The 20,341-nt window shown below is 40.7% G+C and carries 19 protein-coding genes and 1 tRNA gene; 12 read left to right on the forward strand and 8 right to left on the reverse strand.

From position 1 onward, the window contains the following. Positions 1 to 3,667: CHAT domain-containing protein (locus UYC_RS0128255; protein WP_016879752.1), on the forward strand; the 3,667-nt coding region annotated here is incomplete at its 5' end. On the opposite strand, the gene UYC_RS0128260 is transcribed toward UYC_RS0128255, so the two are convergent. Further along, the gene (locus tag UYC_RS0128260; protein ID WP_016879170.1) at positions 3,664 to 4,050 is read right to left on the reverse strand and encodes a hypothetical protein; all 387 of its coding nucleotides are present in this window, start codon (positions 4,048 to 4,050) and stop codon (positions 3,664 to 3,666) included. The genes UYC_RS0128255 and UYC_RS0128260 overlap by 4 nt on opposite strands. 296 nt (positions 4,051 to 4,346) lie before the next feature. Between UYC_RS0128260 and UYC_RS0128265 the strand changes: the two genes are divergently transcribed. From UYC_RS0128265 to UYC_RS0128295, 7 genes are all read left to right on the forward strand, one after another. Next, complete coding sequence (locus UYC_RS0128265) at positions 4,347 to 4,568, forward strand: hypothetical protein (protein WP_016879169.1); 222 nt, start codon at positions 4,347 to 4,349, stop codon at positions 4,566 to 4,568. A 3-nt stretch (positions 4,569 to 4,571) separates the two neighbouring features. Next, entirely contained in the window at positions 4,572 to 4,904 is a 333-nt protein-coding gene (locus UYC_RS0128270; RefSeq protein WP_016879168.1) for a type II toxin-antitoxin system PemK/MazF family toxin, read from the forward strand. A 361-nt stretch (positions 4,905 to 5,265) separates the two neighbouring features. After that, the gene (locus UYC_RS0128275; RefSeq protein ID WP_016879167.1) at positions 5,266 to 6,339 is read left to right on the forward strand and encodes a response regulator; all 1,074 of its coding nucleotides are present in this window, start codon (positions 5,266 to 5,268) and stop codon (positions 6,337 to 6,339) included. Between the two features lie 68 nt (positions 6,340 to 6,407). Next, complete coding sequence (locus UYC_RS0128280) at positions 6,408 to 6,800, forward strand: response regulator (protein ID WP_016879166.1); 393 nt, start codon at positions 6,408 to 6,410, stop codon at positions 6,798 to 6,800. After that, the gene (locus tag UYC_RS0128285; RefSeq protein WP_016879165.1) at positions 6,793 to 7,290 is read left to right on the forward strand and encodes a chemotaxis protein CheW; all 498 of its coding nucleotides are present in this window, start codon (positions 6,793 to 6,795) and stop codon (positions 7,288 to 7,290) included. Before UYC_RS0128280 ends, UYC_RS0128285 begins: the two co-directional genes overlap by 8 nt. Before the next feature lie 62 nt (positions 7,291 to 7,352). Continuing rightward, positions 7,353 to 10,160, forward strand: coding sequence for a methyl-accepting chemotaxis protein (locus UYC_RS0128290; protein WP_016879164.1), 2,808 nt, complete (start codon positions 7,353 to 7,355; stop codon positions 10,158 to 10,160). A gap of 406 nt (positions 10,161 to 10,566) precedes the next feature. Further along, positions 10,567 to 13,560: a hybrid sensor histidine kinase/response regulator gene (locus UYC_RS0128295; RefSeq protein ID WP_016879163.1), complete on the forward strand. Its 2,994-nt coding sequence runs from the start codon at positions 10,567 to 10,569 to the stop codon at positions 13,558 to 13,560. Positions 13,561 to 13,616: 56 nt separating this feature from the next. Here the strand turns inward: UYC_RS0128295 and UYC_RS40045 are convergent, their stop codons facing one another. Beyond that, positions 13,617 to 13,742, reverse strand: coding sequence for a hypothetical protein (locus UYC_RS40045; protein ID WP_268744038.1), 126 nt, complete (start codon positions 13,740 to 13,742; stop codon positions 13,617 to 13,619). 365 nt (positions 13,743 to 14,107) lie between these two features. Between UYC_RS40045 and UYC_RS0128300 the strand changes: the two genes are divergently transcribed. Then, on the forward strand, positions 14,108 to 14,614 hold the full coding sequence (locus tag UYC_RS0128300) for a TM2 domain-containing protein (RefSeq protein WP_016879162.1): 507 nt from the start codon (positions 14,108 to 14,110) through the stop codon (positions 14,612 to 14,614). An 11-nt stretch (positions 14,615 to 14,625) separates the two neighbouring features. Here the strand turns inward: UYC_RS0128300 and UYC_RS0128305 are convergent, their stop codons facing one another. Then, positions 14,626 to 15,282, reverse strand: a complete 657-nt coding sequence (locus UYC_RS0128305; RefSeq protein WP_016879161.1) for a DUF2996 domain-containing protein — start codon at positions 15,280 to 15,282, stop codon at positions 14,626 to 14,628. Between the two features lie 264 nt (positions 15,283 to 15,546). Between UYC_RS0128305 and UYC_RS0128310 the strand changes: the two genes are divergently transcribed. After that, positions 15,547 to 15,903: a hypothetical protein gene (locus UYC_RS0128310; protein ID WP_016879160.1), complete on the forward strand. Its 357-nt coding sequence runs from the start codon at positions 15,547 to 15,549 to the stop codon at positions 15,901 to 15,903. A gap of 77 nt (positions 15,904 to 15,980) precedes the next feature. On the opposite strand, the gene UYC_RS0128315 is transcribed toward UYC_RS0128310, so the two are convergent. The 3 genes from UYC_RS0128315 to UYC_RS38680 all read right to left on the reverse strand — a co-directional run bounded on the left by UYC_RS0128315 (position 15,981) and on the right by UYC_RS38680 (position 17,794). Further along, positions 15,981 to 16,256 (reverse strand): MoaD/ThiS family protein, encoded by a 276-nt coding sequence (locus UYC_RS0128315; RefSeq protein ID WP_016879159.1) that lies wholly within the window; start codon positions 16,254 to 16,256, stop codon positions 15,981 to 15,983. A gap of 88 nt (positions 16,257 to 16,344) precedes the next feature. Then, a complete protein-coding gene (thrC, locus tag UYC_RS0128320) occupies positions 16,345 to 17,640 on the reverse strand; it encodes a threonine synthase (RefSeq protein ID WP_016879158.1) in 1,296 nt (431 codons plus the stop codon). Beyond that, a complete protein-coding gene (locus UYC_RS38680; protein WP_157787706.1) occupies positions 17,585 to 17,794 on the reverse strand; it encodes a hypothetical protein in 210 nt (69 codons plus the stop codon). Before UYC_RS38680 ends, thrC begins: the two co-directional genes overlap by 56 nt. Positions 17,795 to 17,869: 75 nt before the next feature. Between UYC_RS38680 and UYC_RS0128325 the strand changes: the two genes are divergently transcribed. Further along, positions 17,870 to 17,941: transfer RNA gene (locus UYC_RS0128325), tRNA-Gln, on the forward strand. A 69-nt stretch (positions 17,942 to 18,010) separates the two neighbouring features. Next, positions 18,011 to 18,556 (forward strand): GNAT family N-acetyltransferase, encoded by a 546-nt coding sequence (locus UYC_RS0128330; RefSeq protein ID WP_016879157.1) that lies wholly within the window; start codon positions 18,011 to 18,013, stop codon positions 18,554 to 18,556. Between the two features lie 47 nt (positions 18,557 to 18,603). Here UYC_RS0128330 and UYC_RS0128335 read toward each other — a convergent pair whose 3' ends face one another. Together UYC_RS0128335 and UYC_RS0128340 are read right to left on the reverse strand one after the other, a co-directional pair. Next, complete coding sequence (locus UYC_RS0128335; protein WP_016879156.1) at positions 18,604 to 19,083, reverse strand: hypothetical protein; 480 nt, start codon at positions 19,081 to 19,083, stop codon at positions 18,604 to 18,606. Between the two features lie 119 nt (positions 19,084 to 19,202). Further along, entirely contained in the window at positions 19,203 to 20,189 is a 987-nt protein-coding gene (locus UYC_RS0128340) for a hypothetical protein (protein ID WP_016879155.1), read from the reverse strand. Between the last annotated feature and the right edge of the window lie 152 nt (positions 20,190 to 20,341).

Here is a 20,341-nt window from a genome sequence, read left to right on the forward strand (position 1 = left end):
CGCGCTACTACAAGCAACCACAGACAGTAACGGTAACGCACAGGTAATTTATCCCTTGCTGGCAAACAATACAGACAAACTCGACGTGATGTTAGCAGAAATATTACGCCAGTGGGGGACAAATAGACTGAGGGAAGCGAAAGCAGATGAAGCGAAATCCATCGCTCGAAATATTTTTCTTTTGAGCAATCTAATTCAGCAATTCCCTTTGGGTAACAAAGCCAGCAATGTGGAATTTGCCATCACTGGCTATGAACTCGCGCTGACAGTTTACACCCAGCAAGCTTTTCCAGTCGATTGGGCAGCTATACAAAATAACCTTGCTGGTGCTTACCGTAACCGGATCAAGGGGGAACGGGCTGAAAATTTAGAAATGGCAATCGCTACTTGTCAAGAAGCACTAAAAATCAGGACTTTTGAAGCTTTTCCAATCGATTGGGCAATGACGCAAAATAGTCTTGGCAGTGCTTACAGCTACAGAATTAGAGGGGAGCGGGCTGAAAATTTAGAAAAAGCGATCAATTGTTTCCAAGAAGCACTCAAAGTATATAGTTTTGATGCTTTTCCCTATGAGTGGGCAGCCACACAAAATAGTCTCGCTCATGCTTACTCTGAAAGAATTAAAGGAGAGCGGGCTGAAAATTTAGAAACAGCTATTAATTGTTTCCAAGAAGCACTAAAAATCAGGACTTTTGAAGCTTTTCCAATCGATTGGGCAATGACGCACAATAGTCTTGGCAGTGCTTACAGCTACAGAATTAGAGGGGAGCGGGCTGAAAATTTAGAAAAAGCGATCAATTGCTTCCAAGAAGCACTCAAAGTCTATACTTTTGAAGCTTTTCCCTATCAGTGGGCAATGACACAGAATAACCTTGCTAATGCTTACTCCGACAGAATTAGAGGAGAACGGGCTGAAAATTTAGAAACAGCAATTAATTGTTTCCAAGAAGCACTCAAAGTCTATTCTTTTGAAGCTTTTCCCTCTGAGTGGGCAATGGCACAGAATAACCTTGCTAGTACTTACATTTACAGAATCAAAGGGGAGCGGGCTGAAAATCTAGAAGTTGCGATCGCATTTTATCGAGAAGCATTCAAAGTCTATACTTTTGAAGCTTTTCCCTATCAGTGGGCGATGACACAAAATAATCTTGCCATTGTTTACTATGAAAGAATCAGAGGGGAGCGAGCGGAGAATTTAGAAAAAGCGATCGCTGCTTATCAAGAAACACTCAAAGTTTATACTTTTGAAGATTTTCCCTCTGAGTGGGCAAGAACACAAAATAACCTTGCTAGTGCTTACATTGACAGAATCAAAGAGGAGCGGGCTGAAAATCTAGAAATGGCGTTCGCTGCTTGCCAAGAAGCACTCAAAGTTAGTACTTTTGAAGCTTTTCCCTCTGAGTGGGCAATGACACAGAATAATCTTGCCATCTTTTACTATGAAAGAATCAGAGGGGAGCGAGCGGAGAATTTAGAAAAAGCGATCGCTGCTTATCAAGAAACACTCAAAGTTTATACTTTTGAAGATTTTCCCTCTGAGTGGGCAAGAACACAAAATAATCTCGGCAATGCTTATCGTGAAAGAATTAGAGGGGTAAAAGATGAGAATTTAGAAAAAGCAATTGCCGCTAACCAAGAAGCACTCAAAGTTTATACTTTTGAAGATTTTCCGGTCGATTGGGCAAGAACACAAAATAATCTTGGTGAAGCTTACCGCAACAGAATCAGAGGGGAGCGGGCTGAAAATTTAGAAATGGCGATCAATTATTTCCGAGAAGCACTCAAAGTTTATACTTTTGAGGCTTTTCCTTATGAATGGTCAATAACGCAAAATAATCTTGGCAATGCTTACCGTGACAGAACCAGAGGGGAAAAGGCTGAGAATTTAAAAACAGCAATCAATAGTTTTCAAGAAGTGCTGCTGGTAAGGACGTTTGATGCTTTTCCCCAACATAATACAGAAACATTATTCTACTTGGGTGTGACTTACCGAGATGCCCAACGCTTACAAGAGGCATACAATTCCTTTCAAGATGCTATTGAAATTGTAGATATCTTGCGTGGGGAAATCGTTTCTGGGGATGAAAGCAAACGCAAACAAGCTGAAAAGTGGAATCCGCTTTATCTTAACATCGTAGAAATTTGTCTGGAGCTAGGCAACATTACCACGGCTATTGAATACGTTGAGCGCAGCAAAACCCGGAATCTAGTCGAACTTATTTTGGAACGCGATTCTAAAACTATTTTTCCACCAGATATTTTCAGGCAATTAGAGCAACTGCGAGATGAAATAGCTACAGGACAATATCAAATCCAAAATGGTAAAGCTGAAAATCAAAAACTTTTAGCAAAACATCTGCAAGCATTGCGACAGCAGCGTAATGAATTGCAAAACCGCTATTTACCCGTTGGTTATAATTTCAAATTTGACTCATTCCAGGCTACTTTGGATGAGCGTACAGCTATTATCGAGTGGTATGTTCTCAACAATAAAATTCTGGCGTTTATTGTTATATATACAGGAGAGGTCACTGTTTGGCAATCCCAACTAGAAGACCGAGAAGCTTTAGAAAATTGGTTAAATCAATATTTACAAAACTACGGCAAACAAAAAGATGAATGGCGGAATAGCTTAGGGGAAGAACTCAAGAAATTAGCCTCCATTCTGCACATTGATGAAATATTGACCAAGATACCAAACCACTGCAATAAACTCATATTGATTCCGCATCGTTTCCTGCACTTATTCCCCCTTCATGCACTCCCGGTAACAAGTCAAAAGTATCAAAAGTCATCTTGTCTTCTGGATTTATTTGCTGGTGGGGTGAGTTATGCACCCAGTTGTCAACTACTGCAACAAGTGCAAAAGCGACAACGCCCTGATTTTCAATCCCTGTTTGCTATTCAAAACCCAACAGAAGACTTGGCTTACACTAATTTAGAAGTACAAGTTATTCAAAGCCACTTTAAGACTGCCAACGTCCTGAAAAAAACAGCAGCGACACTCACAGCAATCAATAATTCTGACTTAAATAATTACCACTGCGCCCACTTTAGCTGTCACGGGTATTTTAACTTAACAAACCCCGGTAAATCAGCTCTAATTTTGGCAAATGCTCCTATCGCAGACACACCAACAAAACCTGATTCCGAACGTTACCTGAATTTACGTGCAGGGGAAACCCATGATTTAGAAAAATGTCTTACCCTCGATAAAATCTTCACTCTCAAATTAGAAAAATGTCGCCTCGTCACCCTTTCCGCCTGCGAAACTGGATTGATTGATTTTAACAATACCAGTGACGAATATATTGGTTTACCTAGCGGTTTTCTGTTAGCTGGAAGTAAAGCTGTAGTCAGTAGTTTGTGGAGAGTTGACGAATTATCTACGGCGTTTTTGATGATGAAATTTTATGAAAACCTGCAAACAATAAATAGTGTCTCCTTAGCACTCTATCAAGCACAGCAGTGGTTGCGAAATTTAACAACAGAGGAATTTGAAGCGCTATTAATTAAATATCAGCGGCAAATTGAAGAAATTTTTGCTCAAATTTCAGAAGATTGGCGTCCAGTGGCAAGAGCGATATTAAGAAGAACCTGCAAGCGTAAACCCCACCCTTTTGCAGCACCATTTTACTGGGCAGGATTTACAGCTACAGGGCTTTAGGATTCAGGTTTGGCAGCTTCACAAAAATCCTTCACTTTGATTTTAGCAACGTAAATTACCACTGGAGTTGCTAAGGCTACGGGAATATTGCCACTCGCCGCTAGAGTTGCGATCGCAGCTGTCAATACTCCCGTCATCAGTTCCTTAAACTCTTCCTGGCAGATGATTTTGCTCAATTTTTGGGCTAAATTCTCTAAATAATTTGAATCTTCTTTTGCTTTGAAGCCGACTTCTGCGTCAGTTGTCTCAACAGCAATTAACTGTGTTGCGGCTTCAAGATTTCCCTTACATTCTTCTATGGCATCCAAAGCTGCTAAAGCCTCTGGATTATCCGCCAACTGGCTGCGAAACTGGCTAATTTCCTCTGGTGTAACGATAATCATTTAATTGTTTTAACCAGGAAATACACTAAAAACTAGATAATTATACATTTAATGCATCATCTAGAGATATGGCGAAAAATTGCGATCGCTTTTTTGATTGAAGAGAATGCGATCGCGCTTACTGCCTATTAACCCAGTATTTTTGCTACGATTTTATCTACAATAGCGCATATTATCAGTGCTGTATGGAGCAAGTTACATTACCAGATATTCTCACCCTTGAAGAAGCTTCAAAATACTTGCGCTTACCTGTAAAACAGTGCTGTGTCAGGCCTGTCAATCCTGTCTAAGATGATATGAAAGCATACGAGTTTCCTGCCAAAGTCACTAGCGAAGGCAAAATTGAATTACCAGATACAGTTTTGCACCAGTTGTCTCACGATCAACAAGTCAAAGTAATTATCCTAGTCAATGAGCCGAACGAAGACGAAGAAGATGATAAAGCATGGCATCATCTTGCTGCCAAGCAATTATTAAAAGGTTACAACGAAGAAGATGCCATTTACGACACGCTATAGGTAATGCAAAACTATCAACCTGGTGCTGTAGTCTTGCTTGCATTGCCATTTTCAGATGCAGCTGCATTTAAACTTCGTCCTGCTCTAGTACTTTTAGATACTGGAGATGATGATATTGTTGTGTCACGAGTCACCAGCCAACTGGTTAAAACGGCTTTTGATATAGAAATACTGGAATGGCAGCAAGCAGGTTTAATGCGTCCGTCAATAGTTCGGTTGCATAAGATGAATACAATAGAAAAGAGTTTAATAGATCGCCAATTAGGAATACTACAACCAAACGATTGGCAACAAGTTCGTCAGTGCATTCAACAAATATGGTCTTCCATTGAATAATAAAAGAATGCGATCACACCTATCTTACATATAATTAATTTCAGTATTATTACTGTTGTTATTATATTTTTTTACTACACAGTGAATAACATAATCTAGTTTTTACATTTTTTATCACCTTTTGCCAGAGAATATTTGTCAATTTCGGTACAACGTAAGTAAAATAACAGCTACTTACTAGTTCACTGAAATTTTCTAATCTTTACATACAAATTACTACGCTTGAGTTTAGTCACATAGAGAATAATCACGATTTGTATTTTTAAATACAAACAAAATCAATTTGATCGAATTCTATTGTGGGAAAGTTCTGCATAAACACAGCTTAGATATATCCAATTGAGCAACATACACAAGCAAAATGAGCACAAGTCCTATAGGTAGCTACAGGTTTTTCCAAAAACTGCACCCTCTATCTCTGTTGGCGCAATTAACTAGCAGACGGGCTACAGGTTGTTTACGCGTATTTACTGGTGTAGCTTGTTGGACTATTTATTTAGAAGAAGGAAAACTTACGTATGCTTCCTATTCGGACAAACTGTTTGAGCGATTGGATCATCACTTACAACTATTAAGTCAACAAATTCCGACTCTTTCGAGTGCAAATCGCGTACAGATGCGATTGACGTTTGATACTAAAAGTGAAAATCAGTCGATGTCACAGCCAGATTATCTAGCTATATGTTGGTTGGTAAATCAGGGTTACATCACTCCTCCTCAAGCGGCAATCTTAATAGATGAATTGGCAAAAGAGGTGTTGCTATCATTTTTGGGCTTAAAACAAGGAAGCTATGAATTTCACAATCAAACCTCCTTAGATGAGCTACCGAAGTTTTGTTGTTTGGATTTGCGATCGCTAGTAGAACATTGTCAAAAACAACTACAAGTTAGACAAGAGCGAGAGTTAAACCTTCCTATCCAAAATAAATCACAAGTTTTGCCTGCTCAAATACAATCCTTTCACACTGAGGCAAAATCACACGTTGCATCCGAGCAACAGTTAGCGACAACAGATTTTGAGTATCTAGAAGATAGCGATCGCCAATTATCCCTGCCACCTACTAGCAAAAATCTATATACAGTTGCTTGTATTGATGACAGTCTCACTGTTTTGCATTCCATCAGGAGTTTTTTAGATGAAAATACATTTGCTGTGGTGATGATTAACGATCCAGTGAAGGCTTTAATGCAAATTCTCCGCAGCAAGCCCGACTTAATTTTATTAGATGTAGAAATGCCAAATTTAGATGGTTACGAGCTATGTTCTTTGCTAAGACGGCATTCAAGTTTTAAAAATATACCAATAATTATGGTAACTGGCAGAACAGGATTTATAGACAGAGCTAAAGCAACAATGGTGAGAGCATCAGGCTATTTAACTAAACCTTTTACACAGCGTGATTTGTTAAAAATGGTATTTAAACACCTCAATTGATAGTACAAATAATGAGATATTTAATAACCAAAGACAACGAGTTTTTAGTGATTTGAGGAGATTTAAAAGTGAGCCTGACTTTGCTTAGTACTATTTTGGTTGTAGAAGATTCTCCTAGTGAGTTAGAACTAATTAGTCACTATCTAAAAGAGAGCGGTTATAACGTCATTAAAGCTGCTGGAGCAAAAGAAGCTTTAGAAAAAGCCGTGTCGTCACAACAAATAGATGCGATTGTTACTGATGTAGTGATGCCAGAAATGAGTGGGTTTGAGTTATGTCGTTCCTTGAAAAAAAATCCATTGACTCAGAAAGTACCAATCGTAATTTGCAGTTCCAAAAATCAGGAAATAGATCGTTTGTGGGCAAGAAGACAAGGCGCTGATGCCTATATCACTAAACCTTATACTCGCGATCAGCTTTTGCATACTCTTAAATCTGTAGTGAATTTAATCAATGAATAGTTCAAAACTTACACTTGCTTTACAGTCACGCGATCGCAATATAGGAGATGGCTATCTTAAGTTTCAACTCAATCAACAAGCTGCTGCTGTTTTGTCGGTTAAATATACGCAAGAGGCAATTGTTGTACCTGTTGAGTCTGTAACACCAATGCCAAATATGCCTGGCTGCATACTAGGATTAATGAATTGGCGAAGCCGTATAGTTTGGATCGTTGATTTGCCAAGGATGTTCAATCTCGAAGCATTAGATTATCAGTTTCGGCAGTACAACATTATTATTATTCGAGTCGAATCAATGATTTTGGGTTTAGTTGTGCAAGAGATAAAAGGTACAACTAAATTTCAGCCTGAAGAAATTTGCTCTCCGATTGGGCAAGTAGCCTCAAGTTTAGTTCCTTATCTACGTGGCTGCGTTGTTCAAGAACAAGAAATATTTTTGGTATTAGATGCACAGGCAATTGCACAATCTTCTGTTCTACAAGGTAAATAGTATTTACTACTAGAAAAGTGAATTTTGAGGATTAAGAGTTAGCTATTTATAGGAATTTATTTATGTTTAATAAAGCGGATGCAGCTAAGAATAATGATGCCCACAGGCAAGAATCGATGATTTCATCTCCACTGGTGAAAGATAACCTGTTGCCACTTCCTAGTTTGCGCATTCAGGATGACACTACTCGAAATTCTTCTTTTAATCTTGCTATTGCTGCTTGTAAGCGACTGAGCTTGAGTAAGAAAGCAACCTTATTGGCGATCGCTATTAGTACGTTACCGATTTTGGGGATTGGGGTACTTGTATATAAACTTACTAGTCACTCTCTTACCAACAGCATTACTAAAGCTCAAGAAATAGAACTCAATGCTTTAACAGACAAGATTAATCGTTTCATGTTTGAACGACATCGGGATATTCAGGTACTATCTAATCTACCAATTTTAGGAAATTTATCACTTAGATCTGAAAAAGAAAAACAAGCCTTGCTAGATAAGTTAATAGAAAACTATAAATTTTACAGCAATATTTATATTTTTAATCGTGAAGGCAAATTAATAGCTCAATCATCCGGCGAAGAGCTAGAAAGTCCTCAAAATAATTCTTATTTTCAAAATGCTTTAAAAGATGACACAGTAGCGATCACCCAGCCAATAGCAAATAATATTTATATCGCTGCACCTGTAAAAAATAAGTTTACAAATGAAACTATTGGTGTGGTAGTGGCGCAGATGCCTGTCAAAAATATCGAAGAGCTAACCGAATATGACAAGAGCATAAATAATTTAAATTACTATTTAATTAATGATTCAAGTAAAATTTTCGCAGCTACCAAACAAGCGGATATAGATAAAAACATTCAACAGGAATTTCCTCTTGATGACAAACTACATACAACAGGAAAGGTAGTTACTCAGACAGTCATTAATCCTCAAACTAAGTCTGAAAACCTAATTTCTTTTACCCGCTTAAAACAGTCCCCAGACATACCGAATCTTAACTGGCAAGTCATGCTTTCCGCCGATGCGGCGACTGTATTTGCACCGCAAAGACAACTGTTCTGGAAAATCGCAAGCGCTACGGCACTGACAGCATTAATTACGGCGGCGATCGCAGCTTGGTTTGCCAAACGTTTTACAGAACCAATTTTAAAGGCAACAGCAAAGGTAGCTAAATTCACTCAAGGCGAACAAAATAGTCATATCACCTTAAAAGAAGAAGATGAACTAGGGGTTTTAAATGCGAATATTAACCACATGGCAGCGCAACTAGAAACCCTACTCAAAGAACAAGAAAAAGATATCGAACGAGGACAATTACTAACAGATATTACCCTACGTATTCGCTCCAGCTTGAAAAAAGAGGATGTTTGTATAACAGCAGTCAGAGAAGTTCGGCAAGCACTGAAAGCAGATCGAGTACTTATTTACGAATTAAATTCTGATACCGAAAATGGTGAAGTAATCGCCGAATCAGTGAATGCAATTTACCCGAAAATTTTGGGAGTACCAATTGATGATGTTTGTTTTTGGGAACGTCATGTAGATATTTCTCAAAATCTTCAAGTGCAGGCGATCGCTAATATTTATCAAGAGCCAAATTTGAAGGATGCTGATGCTGACATCAAAATTTTAGAAAAATTTGCTGTCAAAGCTAGCTTGATTGCACCGATTTTTTATCAACAACAGCCGATTGCTCTCATCATTGCCCATCAGTGCGGCAATCCCCGGTATTGGCAAAAGATAGAAATTGATTTATTTCAACACCTAGCAATACAAATTAGCTACGCGCTTGAGCAAGCAGAGCTACTAGAAGAAATAGAGCAAGCAAGAGCGATCGCAGAACAATTTTCTACCAAAGAACAAGAAGAAAAACAAGCCCTGCAAACACAACTATTAAATCTACTTAAGTATGCAGAAGTTGCAGCCAGTGGCGATTTGAGCGTGCGGGCTGAAGTTAGCGCTGGTGAAATTGGCACCGTTGCTGACTTTTTCAACTCCATCGTTGAAAGTTTGCGCGAGATTGTGATGCAAGTCAAAGTTGCTGCGAGTCAAGTTAATCATGCGATCGATGCTAATTCTGGAGCCATTTGTCAACTAGCACAAGAAGCACAGACACAAGCGATGGAAGTCGATCGTACTCTTGATGCTGTCGAGCGAATGACGCAAGCGATTCAAGCAGTAGCTCAAAACGCCCAGCAAGCTGCCGCAATTGTCGAAAATGCTGCTCTGACAGCTACAAAAAGCGGACAAGCAATGGATTTGACAGTACAAAATATATTGCATCTCCGAGAAACCGTCAGTGAAACCACCAAAAAAGTCAAACGATTAGGAGAATCTACGCAACAAATTACCCGCGTGGTGGCATTAATTAATCAGATTTCCATGCAAACTAACTTGTTAGCTATCAACGCCGGTATTGAAGCAGCACGTGCAGGTGAAGAAGCCCAAGGTTTTGTTGTAGTTGCCGAAGAAGTAGGCGAGTTGGCAACGCGATCGGCAGCAGCAACCAAAGAAATTGAAGATATTGTTGATAATATCCAGCGGGAAACTAGCGAAGTGGTGCAAGCTATGGAAGTAGGAACAACCCAGGTAATGGAAGGCACTTCTTTTGTCGAAGCAGCAAAAAGCAGCCTCAGCCAAATATTAGAGGTTTCACAGCAAATCGACGACTTGGTGCAATCAATTTCTTTTGCTACAACTTCTGGAGTGGAAACATCGCAAACTGTGAGTGAACTGATGAAACAAATCGCTGCTATTTCCAAGCGTACTAGCGACTCTTCTTTGCAAGTTTCTGAATCTCTTCAGGAAACTGTGCATATTTCCCAACAATTACAAGAAACAGTTGGTGCATTTAAAGTTAGTTAGTTGTTAATTATTTGTTGTTAGTTATGGGTTGTTTGTTCCTCCACTGAGATTTTGCACTCTTCTCAATAACCGTAAGGTGGGCACTTTTTATAACGTCAAAACTTGAGGAAAGTGAGGCAGTGCCCCACCCTACAAAAATTGCTACTAACTGTACGGACAGGTTTAGAAAATAAATTATCCATTTGAACGGCAAGATTATTAACAAAATCCGCACGGCAGTCGCACTCGACGCGCTTAAACCGACGCCAGGTGCTACAACGGGGGGAACCCTCCGAAGTTCTGAGCGGCGGAAGCCGCCGCACCCTGCGGGAAGCCGCAGAAGCGTCTACAGACTTCTCTCCGCAACGCACTGGCTCCGCGAGGGCGCGCTGCCTCCCCTACTAACCACTAACCACTAACAAAAATCATGTCACAGTACAAAGAATTTGAAATCCAGATGCAGTTTCTGGAGGAAGCAACAGATTACTTAAACACCTTAGAAGGAATATTACTGGAAATTGAGAGCAACAATCGCATCGCTCCAGAAAAAATCAATGCTGCACTTCGAGCTACCCATTCCATTAAAGGTGGCGCGGCGATGATGGGATTTCGCGAAATCTCGGATTTAGCACACCGTCTCGAAGATTCCTTTAAAGTCTTAAAAACCCAAAAAAATTCTCTAGAGCTTGACACGGAATTACAAAGTTTACTGCTGTCTGGAGTTGATTGGCTGCGTCAAATTGTAGAATTGCACTCCCAGGGCAATGCTATAGATGAGCAGTGGTTAGCCACCTTTTGTTATCCAGTTTTTGCAGATCTACATCAGCGTTTGGGCGATCCCACTCCTGAAGATGCTACAAGTATCCTCTCACCCGAAGATGATGGACAAAATATCATACCTCTACTCTTTGAAACTGAGGTAGAGGCGTGCTTGCAGCGTTTAGAAGCTATGATAGCAGATGGCGAACAACCTACTCTTAAACAAGAAGTTGCAAGTATGGCAATAGAGTTGGGTGGTTTAGGCGAAATGCTCCAAATCAAAGCTTTTACGCAGTTGTGTGAATCAGTCACCAATCGCTTAGAAACTGCTCACCCTTCCCAAATTGCCGAAATTGCCCGTGCCGTACTCTCGATGTGGAGGCGATCGCAAGCATTAGTAATTGCCAATCAGTGTTCTTGCTTGCCAACAGAAATAGAGCTAGATGATTTTGTCTCTGTAGGAGAACAACTATCAACAAAAGAAACACAAGCATTTCTACAACCAGAATTTACAGCACAAGCTTGGGTAGAAGAAGAAATTATCACCACAGAGTTTGATGACTTAGTTGCTAAATTTACAAATGATAGTAATTCTGATGTTGCTTTTACCGCAAGTATTTCCAGTACAGATTACAAATTTGTTGAACATAAAAGAGAAACAAATGGTACTAGTAAAGACCGTGAAAACTCAGAAAATACAGTCAGAGTTCCTAGTAAACAGCTAGAGCAAATTAACGATCTATTCTCTGAACTAATTATCCAGCGCAATGGATTGAACTTGCAGTTAGAAAGATTGCGCAAGTTGGTTCGTACTCTTAATCAAAGAGTACAAGTGCTGGAGCGAGAAAATCAAGAATTACGTACAGCCTATGACAGGATAGCAACTCAAGTCATTATGCCATCCGATGTTTCATCGTGGACGTTAGCAGATAGTCATAATTCTGTTGATTTGGCATCTGATTACACTTCCCAGACACAAGACAGCGAAAGTCGGTTTAATGTCTTAGAAATGGATCGCTACAACGAATTAAACCTCCTGTCTCAGGAAGTTATGGAAACCATTGTGCAGGTGCAAGAAGTCACAGCCGATATTCAACTTAGTCTTGAAGATACAGATCAGATTGCCAGAAAGCAAAACAAAACATCAAAACAATTACAAAGAAAACTCACACAAATACGGATGCGCCCCCTATCCGATATTGTTGATCGCTTCCCCAGGGCTTTACGGGAATTGTGTGTGGAGTACGGCAAAAATGTGCATCTCAAAATTGATGGTGCTAACACCTTAATTGAACGCAGTATTTTAGAAGCTTTGAGTGAGCCGTTAATGCACTTGATGCGCAATGCCTTCGATCACGGGATCGAAGATGCTGCAACACGCCGTGCTAGCGGTAAGCCAGAACAAGGATTGATTGAAATTACAGCACTTCACCAAGGTAATCGTACAATTATTACTGTCAGAGATGATGGTCGCGGCATTTGTTTAGAAAAAATTCGCGATCGCGCCCTAGCGATGGGATTAGATGCAACTCTACTAGCACAAGCAAGCAACGAAGAATTACTATCCCTCATTTTTGAGCCAGGATTTACTACCTCTGACCAAGTTACAACATTATCCGGGCGTGGTGTCGGCATGGATGTTGTTCACAGTAACCTTAAACAAATCCAAGGAGATATCAAAATTGATACTGCTCCAGGAGTAGGAACTACTTTCATCCTGTCAGTACCGTTTACCATCTCAGTTGCACGAGTGCTATTGGTAGAAAGCAATCGGATGCTCTTGGCTTTCCCCACAGACGCCATTTTGGAAATATTTTTACTAGAAAACGAATGTGTATTGTCAATGGCAAACGGCGAAGCAATTAACTGGCAAGGGAACATATTACCATTAATTCGCCTCAATCGTTACTTGGAATTTAATTGCCCCCGTTACGATCATCCCAACCTCGAAACTCCTCCAGCAATTAACGCTACCAGCATACTCATCGTTGGAGGTAGCAATCAACCAGTGGCAGTACAAATAGAGCGTTGTTGGGGTGAGGTGGAAGTTGCAATCCGCCAGGTTGAGGGTAATATTCCTCTGCCTGCTGGCTTTACCAATTGTACGGTTCTCAGTGATGGTCGAGTCGTCGCCTTAATGAATATAAACGAGTTACTACACGCTCATGCCACTAATGAGCGTACTAAAAGCAATCAATTACCACCAACAAAAGTAAAATCCGTTTTTCTCAATTCTGGTGACGAACAACAAACAACAACCCCACAAAATCCAAAAGGTACCATTCTCATTATTGATGACTCAATTAATGTCCGGCGTTTTCTAGCGCTAACTCTAGAAAAAGGAGGCTATCAAGTTGAACAAGCTAAAGACGGGCAAGATGCCTTAGATAAGCTACAAAATGGCTTGAAGATTAATGCTGTGATTTGTGATATCGAAATGCCTCGCATTGATGGTTATGGCTTTTTAGGTCGTGTCCAATCAAACAATGAATTAAAATACATACCAGTTGCCATGCTAACTTCGCGCAGCAGCGACAAGCATCGACAACTAGCTATGCAGTTGGGTGCTAAAGCTTACTTCTCTAAACCTTATAACGAGCAAGAATTACTGCGAACACTAGAAGAAATTATTTTTTCTGTGCCAGGAGCCACCCATAATTAATAGGGCATTGCTGAATTGAGGTATGAAATTTAAAGCTCAGGCATTTAAAACTCTTACTATCTGCGACTCTGTGGCTCTGCGGCTCCGCGTGAGACAAATTCATACATTGAATCAGCAACGCCATTAATAGGCAACAGGGAACTCCCATAAATAATTGTGCGATCGCTCGCAATGAGATGCATATCCGCGTGCGGAAAAACTGATTGGGCAAATTCAATCCATCTTCGCTCAAAATAGCTAGTTTCTAAAATCTAGCGACACATCAATTCCCGCATCTTCGCGGCTTCATATGTTGCTTGCTTTTAAGATTGGTATAAATAGGCTTTATCGGCAGATGAAACAAAATGTAATATATGTATTTTTAGCCACCTCTAATCCTGAAATATTCCCAGAAGTTAGCTATCTTAGGATTATCAGCTATTCCATTTTTTGAGATGGTGGTTTGTTAAATTTGAAAAATTAACTGCCTTTTCTCTTAAGCAACAAAAAGTAATAAAAAAACTGTCTAAAAAAGCGAGAGCAGCAAGTCCGAGGGGTTGAAAACAAGATGAAAGCTGAAAATAATGATAATAAAGAACATCAAGAACGCCTGCTTGTCTCCTACATCTTGAATGCAGCCTGGTTTTTCGGCTTGGGTGGATTGCACCGTTTATACAATGGCAAGATTGGGACGGGTTTATTATGGTTGGTAACCTATGGTGTATTTGGAATCGGCCAGTTTGCAGATCTGTTCTTCATCCCGAAAATGGTAGACGAACATGAACTCAAACTTAGACTAAAAGCAGGCTTGTCTCCTTTGGGTGTGGCTTTACACCAACCAGTCGTTGCTTCCGAAGTATATCATCCCAAGGGTAACCAGCTAATAGTCAAGCTGATTGAAGCAGCAGAACATAGAGGTGGTATGCTGACTGTAACTCAGGGCGTGAAAACGACAGGAGCCAGTTTTACTGAGGTGGAAACTGCTTTACGGGAAATGTTGAGGTCTGGTTATGTAAGGATAGATAACGACCCCATTACCGGAGCTGTTACCTACCATTTCCACGAACTTGGCTAGGCTAGTTAATTCTAATTTCTTCCTAGCCACTTTTGACCATCTAAGCGCTGCATTAATCCCCAAATTAATAAATCTAGGGTAATTTTGCGCTCATCAATTAAGAATGACTCTATAGTACTGGGTTGTTTGCCTTCATAACAGGAAAACGCTTTTTTCCCTTGAATGGTTTCATCAGGGAAATACACGTTAAAGTGGCGCACACCATCTGGATAGTTGCCAACTATTTGCCAACACTCACCAGATTGTTCCATTCCTTTGACAGGAATCTTTTGCTTGACAAAAGACAGCTGTAAATCTTTAACACCTTGTTGGGCGATCGCCTTTTGCAAAGCTGGCAAGTAGTCTTGTTGGATAAACTCTGTAAACGGCTTATCTTCAACGCCTGGTGCTTTTTCCTTTTTTGCTGCCTTAGCTGCGGCGGGTTTTTCTCCTGCATCTGCCTTAGCGGCGGGTTTTTCTCGCTTGGGCGGTGCAGTTTTAGTTCCAGCAGCATTCGGGTTTGTTTCTGGATTTGCTGCTTTCGGATCTGGTGCGTTAGAAGTAGGAATGTCTGTCGCTTCGGGTGAGTCGGTGCTAGGAGCATGTTCTTCAGCGACGGTGGGAGCTTGCTTGTCAACGGTGCTGGGAGCCACCTCTCCCGCTTCATTGTGATTGGTTTCTTCTGCCATTGCTCAGGTCAATCCTTTGTCTAGCTAGAGGAGCGATCGCTCACCTTAAGATACTTGAGGTATCAGTCATTTTCATTTTGACATAGTCAAGCCAGTCTATATATACTGATATCTCGCACTATCCGATTGAGAGAGTCACAAGCTCCAGTTCTCGTTCTAGATCTCGTTACCAGGTTCAACCTGGTAACGAGGGTTTTGAGGCTCATAATCAAAATTATGAGTTATTTAAGTAGGCTTGAACTCAAATAAGTCTTTTAATAGACTATGGATTTATACATCAATGAAAATAAACTAAATATAGAATTTACATTTAAAGAACAACTCCTAGCTGTCTGTTGGGGAAAAAGCTGGAATATCCCACTTGCCAATATTGCCCAAGTTACAACAGCCGAGCCTCAAAGTAGTTGGAAAGAACTGCGTGCTCCTGGTAGCTTCATCCCAGGATTTATTAAAGCTGGTACTTATTATACGAACCGAGGCAAAGAGTTTTGGTACGTAAATAGAGATAAAGATTATTTAATTATTGAACTGCAAAATGAATCATATAAAAGAATTATCTTGACTATTAATAATAATGAACATTGGCAAGAAAGACTAAACCAATTAATTGCTAATTATTGATTGCCAACGCAACAAGAAAAATCAAGAGTTATGAGCAATAAAGTTTCATTGCCAACTCATAACTCATAACTTTTCGCTCAACCACCAGCTACAGCAGGGACGATACTTACTTCATCGCCATCTTTTAAAGGTGTTGCGGTTCCATCTAGAAAGCGAATGTCTTCGCTATTAACATACAAATTTAAAAACCGTCGAGGCTCGCCCGCCTCATCGCACAAGCGCGATTTGATACCAGGACAAGCTTTTTCTAGGGAATCCAACAGTTCAGCAATGGTGGTGCCGCTGCACTCTAACGTAGCTTGGTTGTTGGTAAATTTTTGAAGAGCGGTAGGAACTAAAACTTTTACAGCCATGTTTGAATTTTGAATTTTGAATTTTGAATTTTGAATTTTGAATGATAAATTGCAAAATTTTCAGCATTCATCATTCACAATTCATCATTTAGACGAGAACCTGTTGCCATTCTAAACGTTCGAGTGTCCGAGAACGCTCAAGAGCTTGTTCAAAACTATCAAGTTTTGCTTCTATTGTTAGAGGTTCTCCAATATAACCGTGTACAGCTTCTTGGGTTTTCAAACCATTCCCAGTAATGTACACCACAGTGGTTTCATCTGGATCTATTTTGCCAGCTTCTACCAATTTCTTTAATACCGCAATTGTTGTGCCACCAGCTGTTTCAGTAAAGATACCTTCAGTTTCTGCTAGCAACTTGATGCCTTCTATAATTTCAGCATCAGTTACTGCCTCAATGCTGCCACCTGTTTTCTTGGCGATTTCCACAGCATAAACGCCATCTGCTGGGTTACCGATCGCGATCGATTTGGCAATGGTATTTGGCTTAACTGGTTTAATAAAGTCGCGCCCTTCTTTATATGCTTGAGCAATGGGAGAGCAACCTTCTGCTTGCGCTCCACTGAACTTAACTGGCTTTCCTTCTACTAAACCAGCCTCTACAAATTCATTGAAGCCTTTATAGATTTTTGTAAATAGCGAACCCGATGCTAAAGGTGCAACAATATGGTCAGGCAACTGCCAACCCAGTTGTTCGGCTACTTCAAAGCCTAAGGTTTTGGAACCTTCTGAGTAATAGGGGCGCAAATTGATATTGACAAAGCCCCAACCATGTGTATTTGCAACTTCTGAGCAGAGGCGGTTGACTTGATCGTAATTGCCCTTCACCGCCATTAAAGTCGGGCTATAGATGAGGCTACCCAGTACTTTACCAGCTTCTAAGTCAGCAGGGATAAACACGCAGCAGTCTAATCCAGCGTGAGCAGCAATGGCAGCAGTAGAATTGGCTAAATTACCAGTGCTAGCACAGGAAACTGTAGTGAAACCTAATTCTCGCGCCCGTGTCAGAGCAACTGATACCACCCTATCTTTGAAGCTGAGGGTGGGCATATTGACGGCATCATTCTTGATGTAAAGCTTGTTTAAGCCCAAGCGACGAGCCAAGCGTTGGGAACGTACCAAAGGAGTCATACCAGTTCCCACATCAATGGGATTTTCGCTATTTACAGGCAAAAACTGACGATAGCGCCACATAGAATTCGGCCCCGCCTGAATACTTTCGCGGGTGACACTACGACGAAGGGCGCTGTAATCATAAGCTACTTCCAAAGGGCCAAAGCATAATTCGCACACGTGGCTGGCTTGAAGTTCGTATTCCGCACCACATTCCTTACATTTCAATGCCTGAAAAGCAGCTTTGGTTTGGGTGTTGATTGCCTGAGTCATGAACTAGCTCTCCCTGGATGTCCGTCAACTGTCGCTTGATGCTAGCACGAGTAAAAATACCAGTCAAACATACCCGATAAAAAATGTCGGGATTGCTTTTGTCACACAACAAATGATTGCGATCGCTAATTAGGTAATGCTTAGTAAATTTCATCCAAGATTTAAGACATGAAAGTACTTGACATTACTCCTAGAGTTGCTGCTATATTAGCTAAGAGTGAAAACGCTTTGGGGCGTAGCCAAGCGGTAAGGCAGCGGGTTTTGGTCCCGCCATTCCTAGGTTCGAATCCTAGCGCCCCAGTTAAAACCTAGTTAAATGTATATCTAGAGTTAAGTTAAGCTGAAAAATGCTCACTTAAACAGCAGCTTGATGGATGTATATATTTGCCTAGCTTGTTTAGAAGACATACCTGTAATTACAAGTATCATTCAAGAATCAGCTAGGACGCTTCTAGCAAATTGCTACACTACCAAGCAGATTGAAGGAGCCTTGGGGACTATCTTTGATGTTGATAGCCAACTCATCCATGACCAAACCTATTTCGTTGCTGAAAGTAAAGGACAAATTGTCGGTTGTGGCGGATGGAGTAAACGAAAAACTCTTTATGGAGGCGATCAAGGCAGAAACGCTGAAAGTGAAAGTTTTCTCGATCCTAAAGTTGATTGTGCAAGAATCCGTGCGTTTTTTGTCCACCCCAATTGGGCACGCCAAGGAATTGGCAGCCAAATTATGCAAAAGTGCGAGGCAGCGGCGCGGGATGCTGGATTCAACAAAATTGAGATTGTAGCGACACTCGCTGGGGAACTGCTGTATGCAAGTTTTGGTTATTATGTTATACAGCAGTTTGAACTTCTACTTCCCAACGGGGAAGTTCTTCCTGTTGGTCGGATGTTCAAGAGTTTTACTAATGATTAATCGGCGAATTAATTAAATTCGTCAGAATACACGAGCATCACCAACAGCTACTTTTCAGGTGATTTCAAAGCGCTATCAAGTATTTGGCGAGCTTGTTCTGCTTTAGCTTTTGCTTCCTGATAACGTAAATTTGCTTGGGCGAAATTCTTGAGAACTTTAAAACCTTCCTTGAGGCGAGTAATTTCCTCTTCAGTTACAGACTTCTCTGAAAAGAGGATATCAACCTGTTTGCGAATTTCCAAAGCCTCGGTACGTGTCTCTTGAACTTTGAGCTTGAGTGTGGCTAGGTTGTTCAGAATCTGAACGGCTTGTGTAATTTCGTCCTCGCCACTGGTAGTATCCATTGGTACTTCCTTCACCTCAATTAACTGCTGCGGGCTAAATCCTTCTTCCAATTCCGTGGATAACTTACCTTCGTCCATGAGTTGCATTAATTGATCCATTGCTTTCTCACGGGCTTTGGCTGAATCTCTACCAGGAACGGTGATAATAATTTCTGGGCTTTGAGCGATAGTATACTGAACCATATTTAGGCGGAAGAGTTGCTGCTTTAAAAGCCAAGGGGATAACCTTAGCATGAAGCGTCATCTACCAATCTACCAAAATATGTGCTTGCCACAATCACCCTATTGGCTATTTAGTTTTTTTAATTATCACTAGGTTGATAAACCCTACCGAAAGAATAGTCTGAATTAATCTCAATTACCAAATCTACTAGTGTTGGAGATTGGAGCAATGGCTTGATGAATAATTCTGGGTGAAGAGAACGCCAAAAATAATTGACAAATTGCTCAATTTCCAAATCGCTCATTCCCGAATTGTCAGCAGCAATCAATTTTTTTTCTGCCTGTTTACGCCACTCCAGTGACAGGCGATAATCTTGCGGATACAAGACGATTAAGCTATCCAGCCTTTTCCACAAGGGTAGATAATCGTAAAGTTTATTATTCATGTCACGGGCAAATGCTTTATCCTCGGCTGTCAAAATTGGTGGTGGTGGATGATCAAAGGCGATCGCATCGATTGGTTGCACACCTACAAACCAACCTTCAAACAGCACAATATCAGCGTTTGTCACAATTTCTGGAGTAGTGCGATCGCCAGCACCGTTATATGCTGATTTATTAAAGCGCGGAACTGCTACTGGCAAATCACCCTGACGAATTTTATCTAATACAGTTAAGCCTAACTCAATATCATGGGTTCCAGGCGGGCCGCGCCAAACTAATCGCGGATCTTGCTGCTTTAGGATCAGGCGATCGCTGTAAGTTTTATACAAGTCATCTAGGGATAAACTCAGCGTATGATATCCCAGGTGTCGGAGAATCAGTGAGAGAACTTTGCATATAGTTGTTTTACCTGTGCCTTGTCCTCCTAAAATGCCTTGTATGAAGGGATACTCTATTTTTTGTCGCTGCCATGCTAGTTTGAGCGCCAAAGGTAGCCACAAATTCTGCAAAACCTCTGAAATAACACTGGGTTGCAGTTGAAACTGAGATTGACAAAATTCGCTGACATCAGGATAAACAGAATTGAGCAGATACGTTAGCGCGTCTGACTGACAATCAGTTCGCGTTTGTATAATCTCAGTTACATTTTCCGGTGTGATTCCAAAGGCTTCGTAACTTGTCATTAGTTATTAGTCATTTGTCATTTGTCATTTGTTAGTAGGGGAGGCAGCGCATTGCGCGGGTTCCCCGCGTTGTAGCGACTGCCGTGCGGGTTTTGTTGATTAACTTTGGGTTAGAACCGACAATTTATCTTTTAAACCCGCCCGTACAGTGG

The sequence above is a fragment of the Chlorogloeopsis fritschii PCC 6912 genome, assembly GCF_000317285.1.
In the GTDB taxonomy this organism is placed as follows: Bacteria; Cyanobacteriota; Cyanobacteriia; order Cyanobacteriales; family Nostocaceae; genus Chlorogloeopsis; species Chlorogloeopsis fritschii.

Bases quoted from the DNA above. Each gene is read 5' to 3' on its own strand.
- UYC_RS0128340 (WP_016879155.1), bottom strand. From the start codon at position 20,189: ATGACAAGTTACGAAGCCTTTGGAATCACACCGGAAAATGTAACTGAG.
- UYC_RS0128300 (WP_016879162.1), top strand. From the start codon at position 14,108: ATGAAAGCTGAAAATAATGATAATAAAGAACATCAAGAACGCCTGCTT.
- UYC_RS0128295 (WP_016879163.1), top strand. From the start codon at position 10,567: ATGTCACAGTACAAAGAATTTGAAATCCAGATGCAGTTTCTGGAGGAA.
- UYC_RS0128265 (WP_016879169.1), top strand. From the start codon at position 4,347: ATGAAAGCATACGAGTTTCCTGCCAAAGTCACTAGCGAAGGCAAAATT.
- UYC_RS0128310 (WP_016879160.1), top strand. From the start codon at position 15,547: ATGGATTTATACATCAATGAAAATAAACTAAATATAGAATTTACATTT.
- UYC_RS38680 (WP_157787706.1), bottom strand. From the start codon at position 17,794: ATGAAATTTACTAAGCATTACCTAATTAGCGATCGCAATCATTTGTTG.
- UYC_RS0128315 (WP_016879159.1), bottom strand. From the start codon at position 16,256: ATGGCTGTAAAAGTTTTAGTTCCTACCGCTCTTCAAAAATTTACCAAC.
- UYC_RS0128260 (WP_016879170.1), bottom strand. From the start codon at position 4,050: ATGATTATCGTTACACCAGAGGAAATTAGCCAGTTTCGCAGCCAGTTG.
- UYC_RS0128275 (WP_016879167.1), top strand. From the start codon at position 5,266: ATGAGCACAAGTCCTATAGGTAGCTACAGGTTTTTCCAAAAACTGCAC.
- thrC (WP_016879158.1), bottom strand. From the start codon at position 17,640: ATGACTCAGGCAATCAACACCCAAACCAAAGCTGCTTTTCAGGCATTG.
- UYC_RS0128285 (WP_016879165.1), top strand. From the start codon at position 6,793: ATGAATAGTTCAAAACTTACACTTGCTTTACAGTCACGCGATCGCAAT.
- UYC_RS0128270 (WP_016879168.1), top strand. From the start codon at position 4,572: ATGCAAAACTATCAACCTGGTGCTGTAGTCTTGCTTGCATTGCCATTT.
- UYC_RS0128305 (WP_016879161.1), bottom strand. From the start codon at position 15,282: ATGGCAGAAGAAACCAATCACAATGAAGCGGGAGAGGTGGCTCCCAGC.
- UYC_RS0128330 (WP_016879157.1), top strand. From the start codon at position 18,011: ATGGATGTATATATTTGCCTAGCTTGTTTAGAAGACATACCTGTAATT.
- UYC_RS0128335 (WP_016879156.1), bottom strand. From the start codon at position 19,083: ATGGTTCAGTATACTATCGCTCAAAGCCCAGAAATTATTATCACCGTT.
- UYC_RS40045 (WP_268744038.1), bottom strand. From the start codon at position 13,742: ATGCATCTCATTGCGAGCGATCGCACAATTATTTATGGGAGTTCCCTG.
- UYC_RS0128290 (WP_016879164.1), top strand. From the start codon at position 7,353: ATGTTTAATAAAGCGGATGCAGCTAAGAATAATGATGCCCACAGGCAA.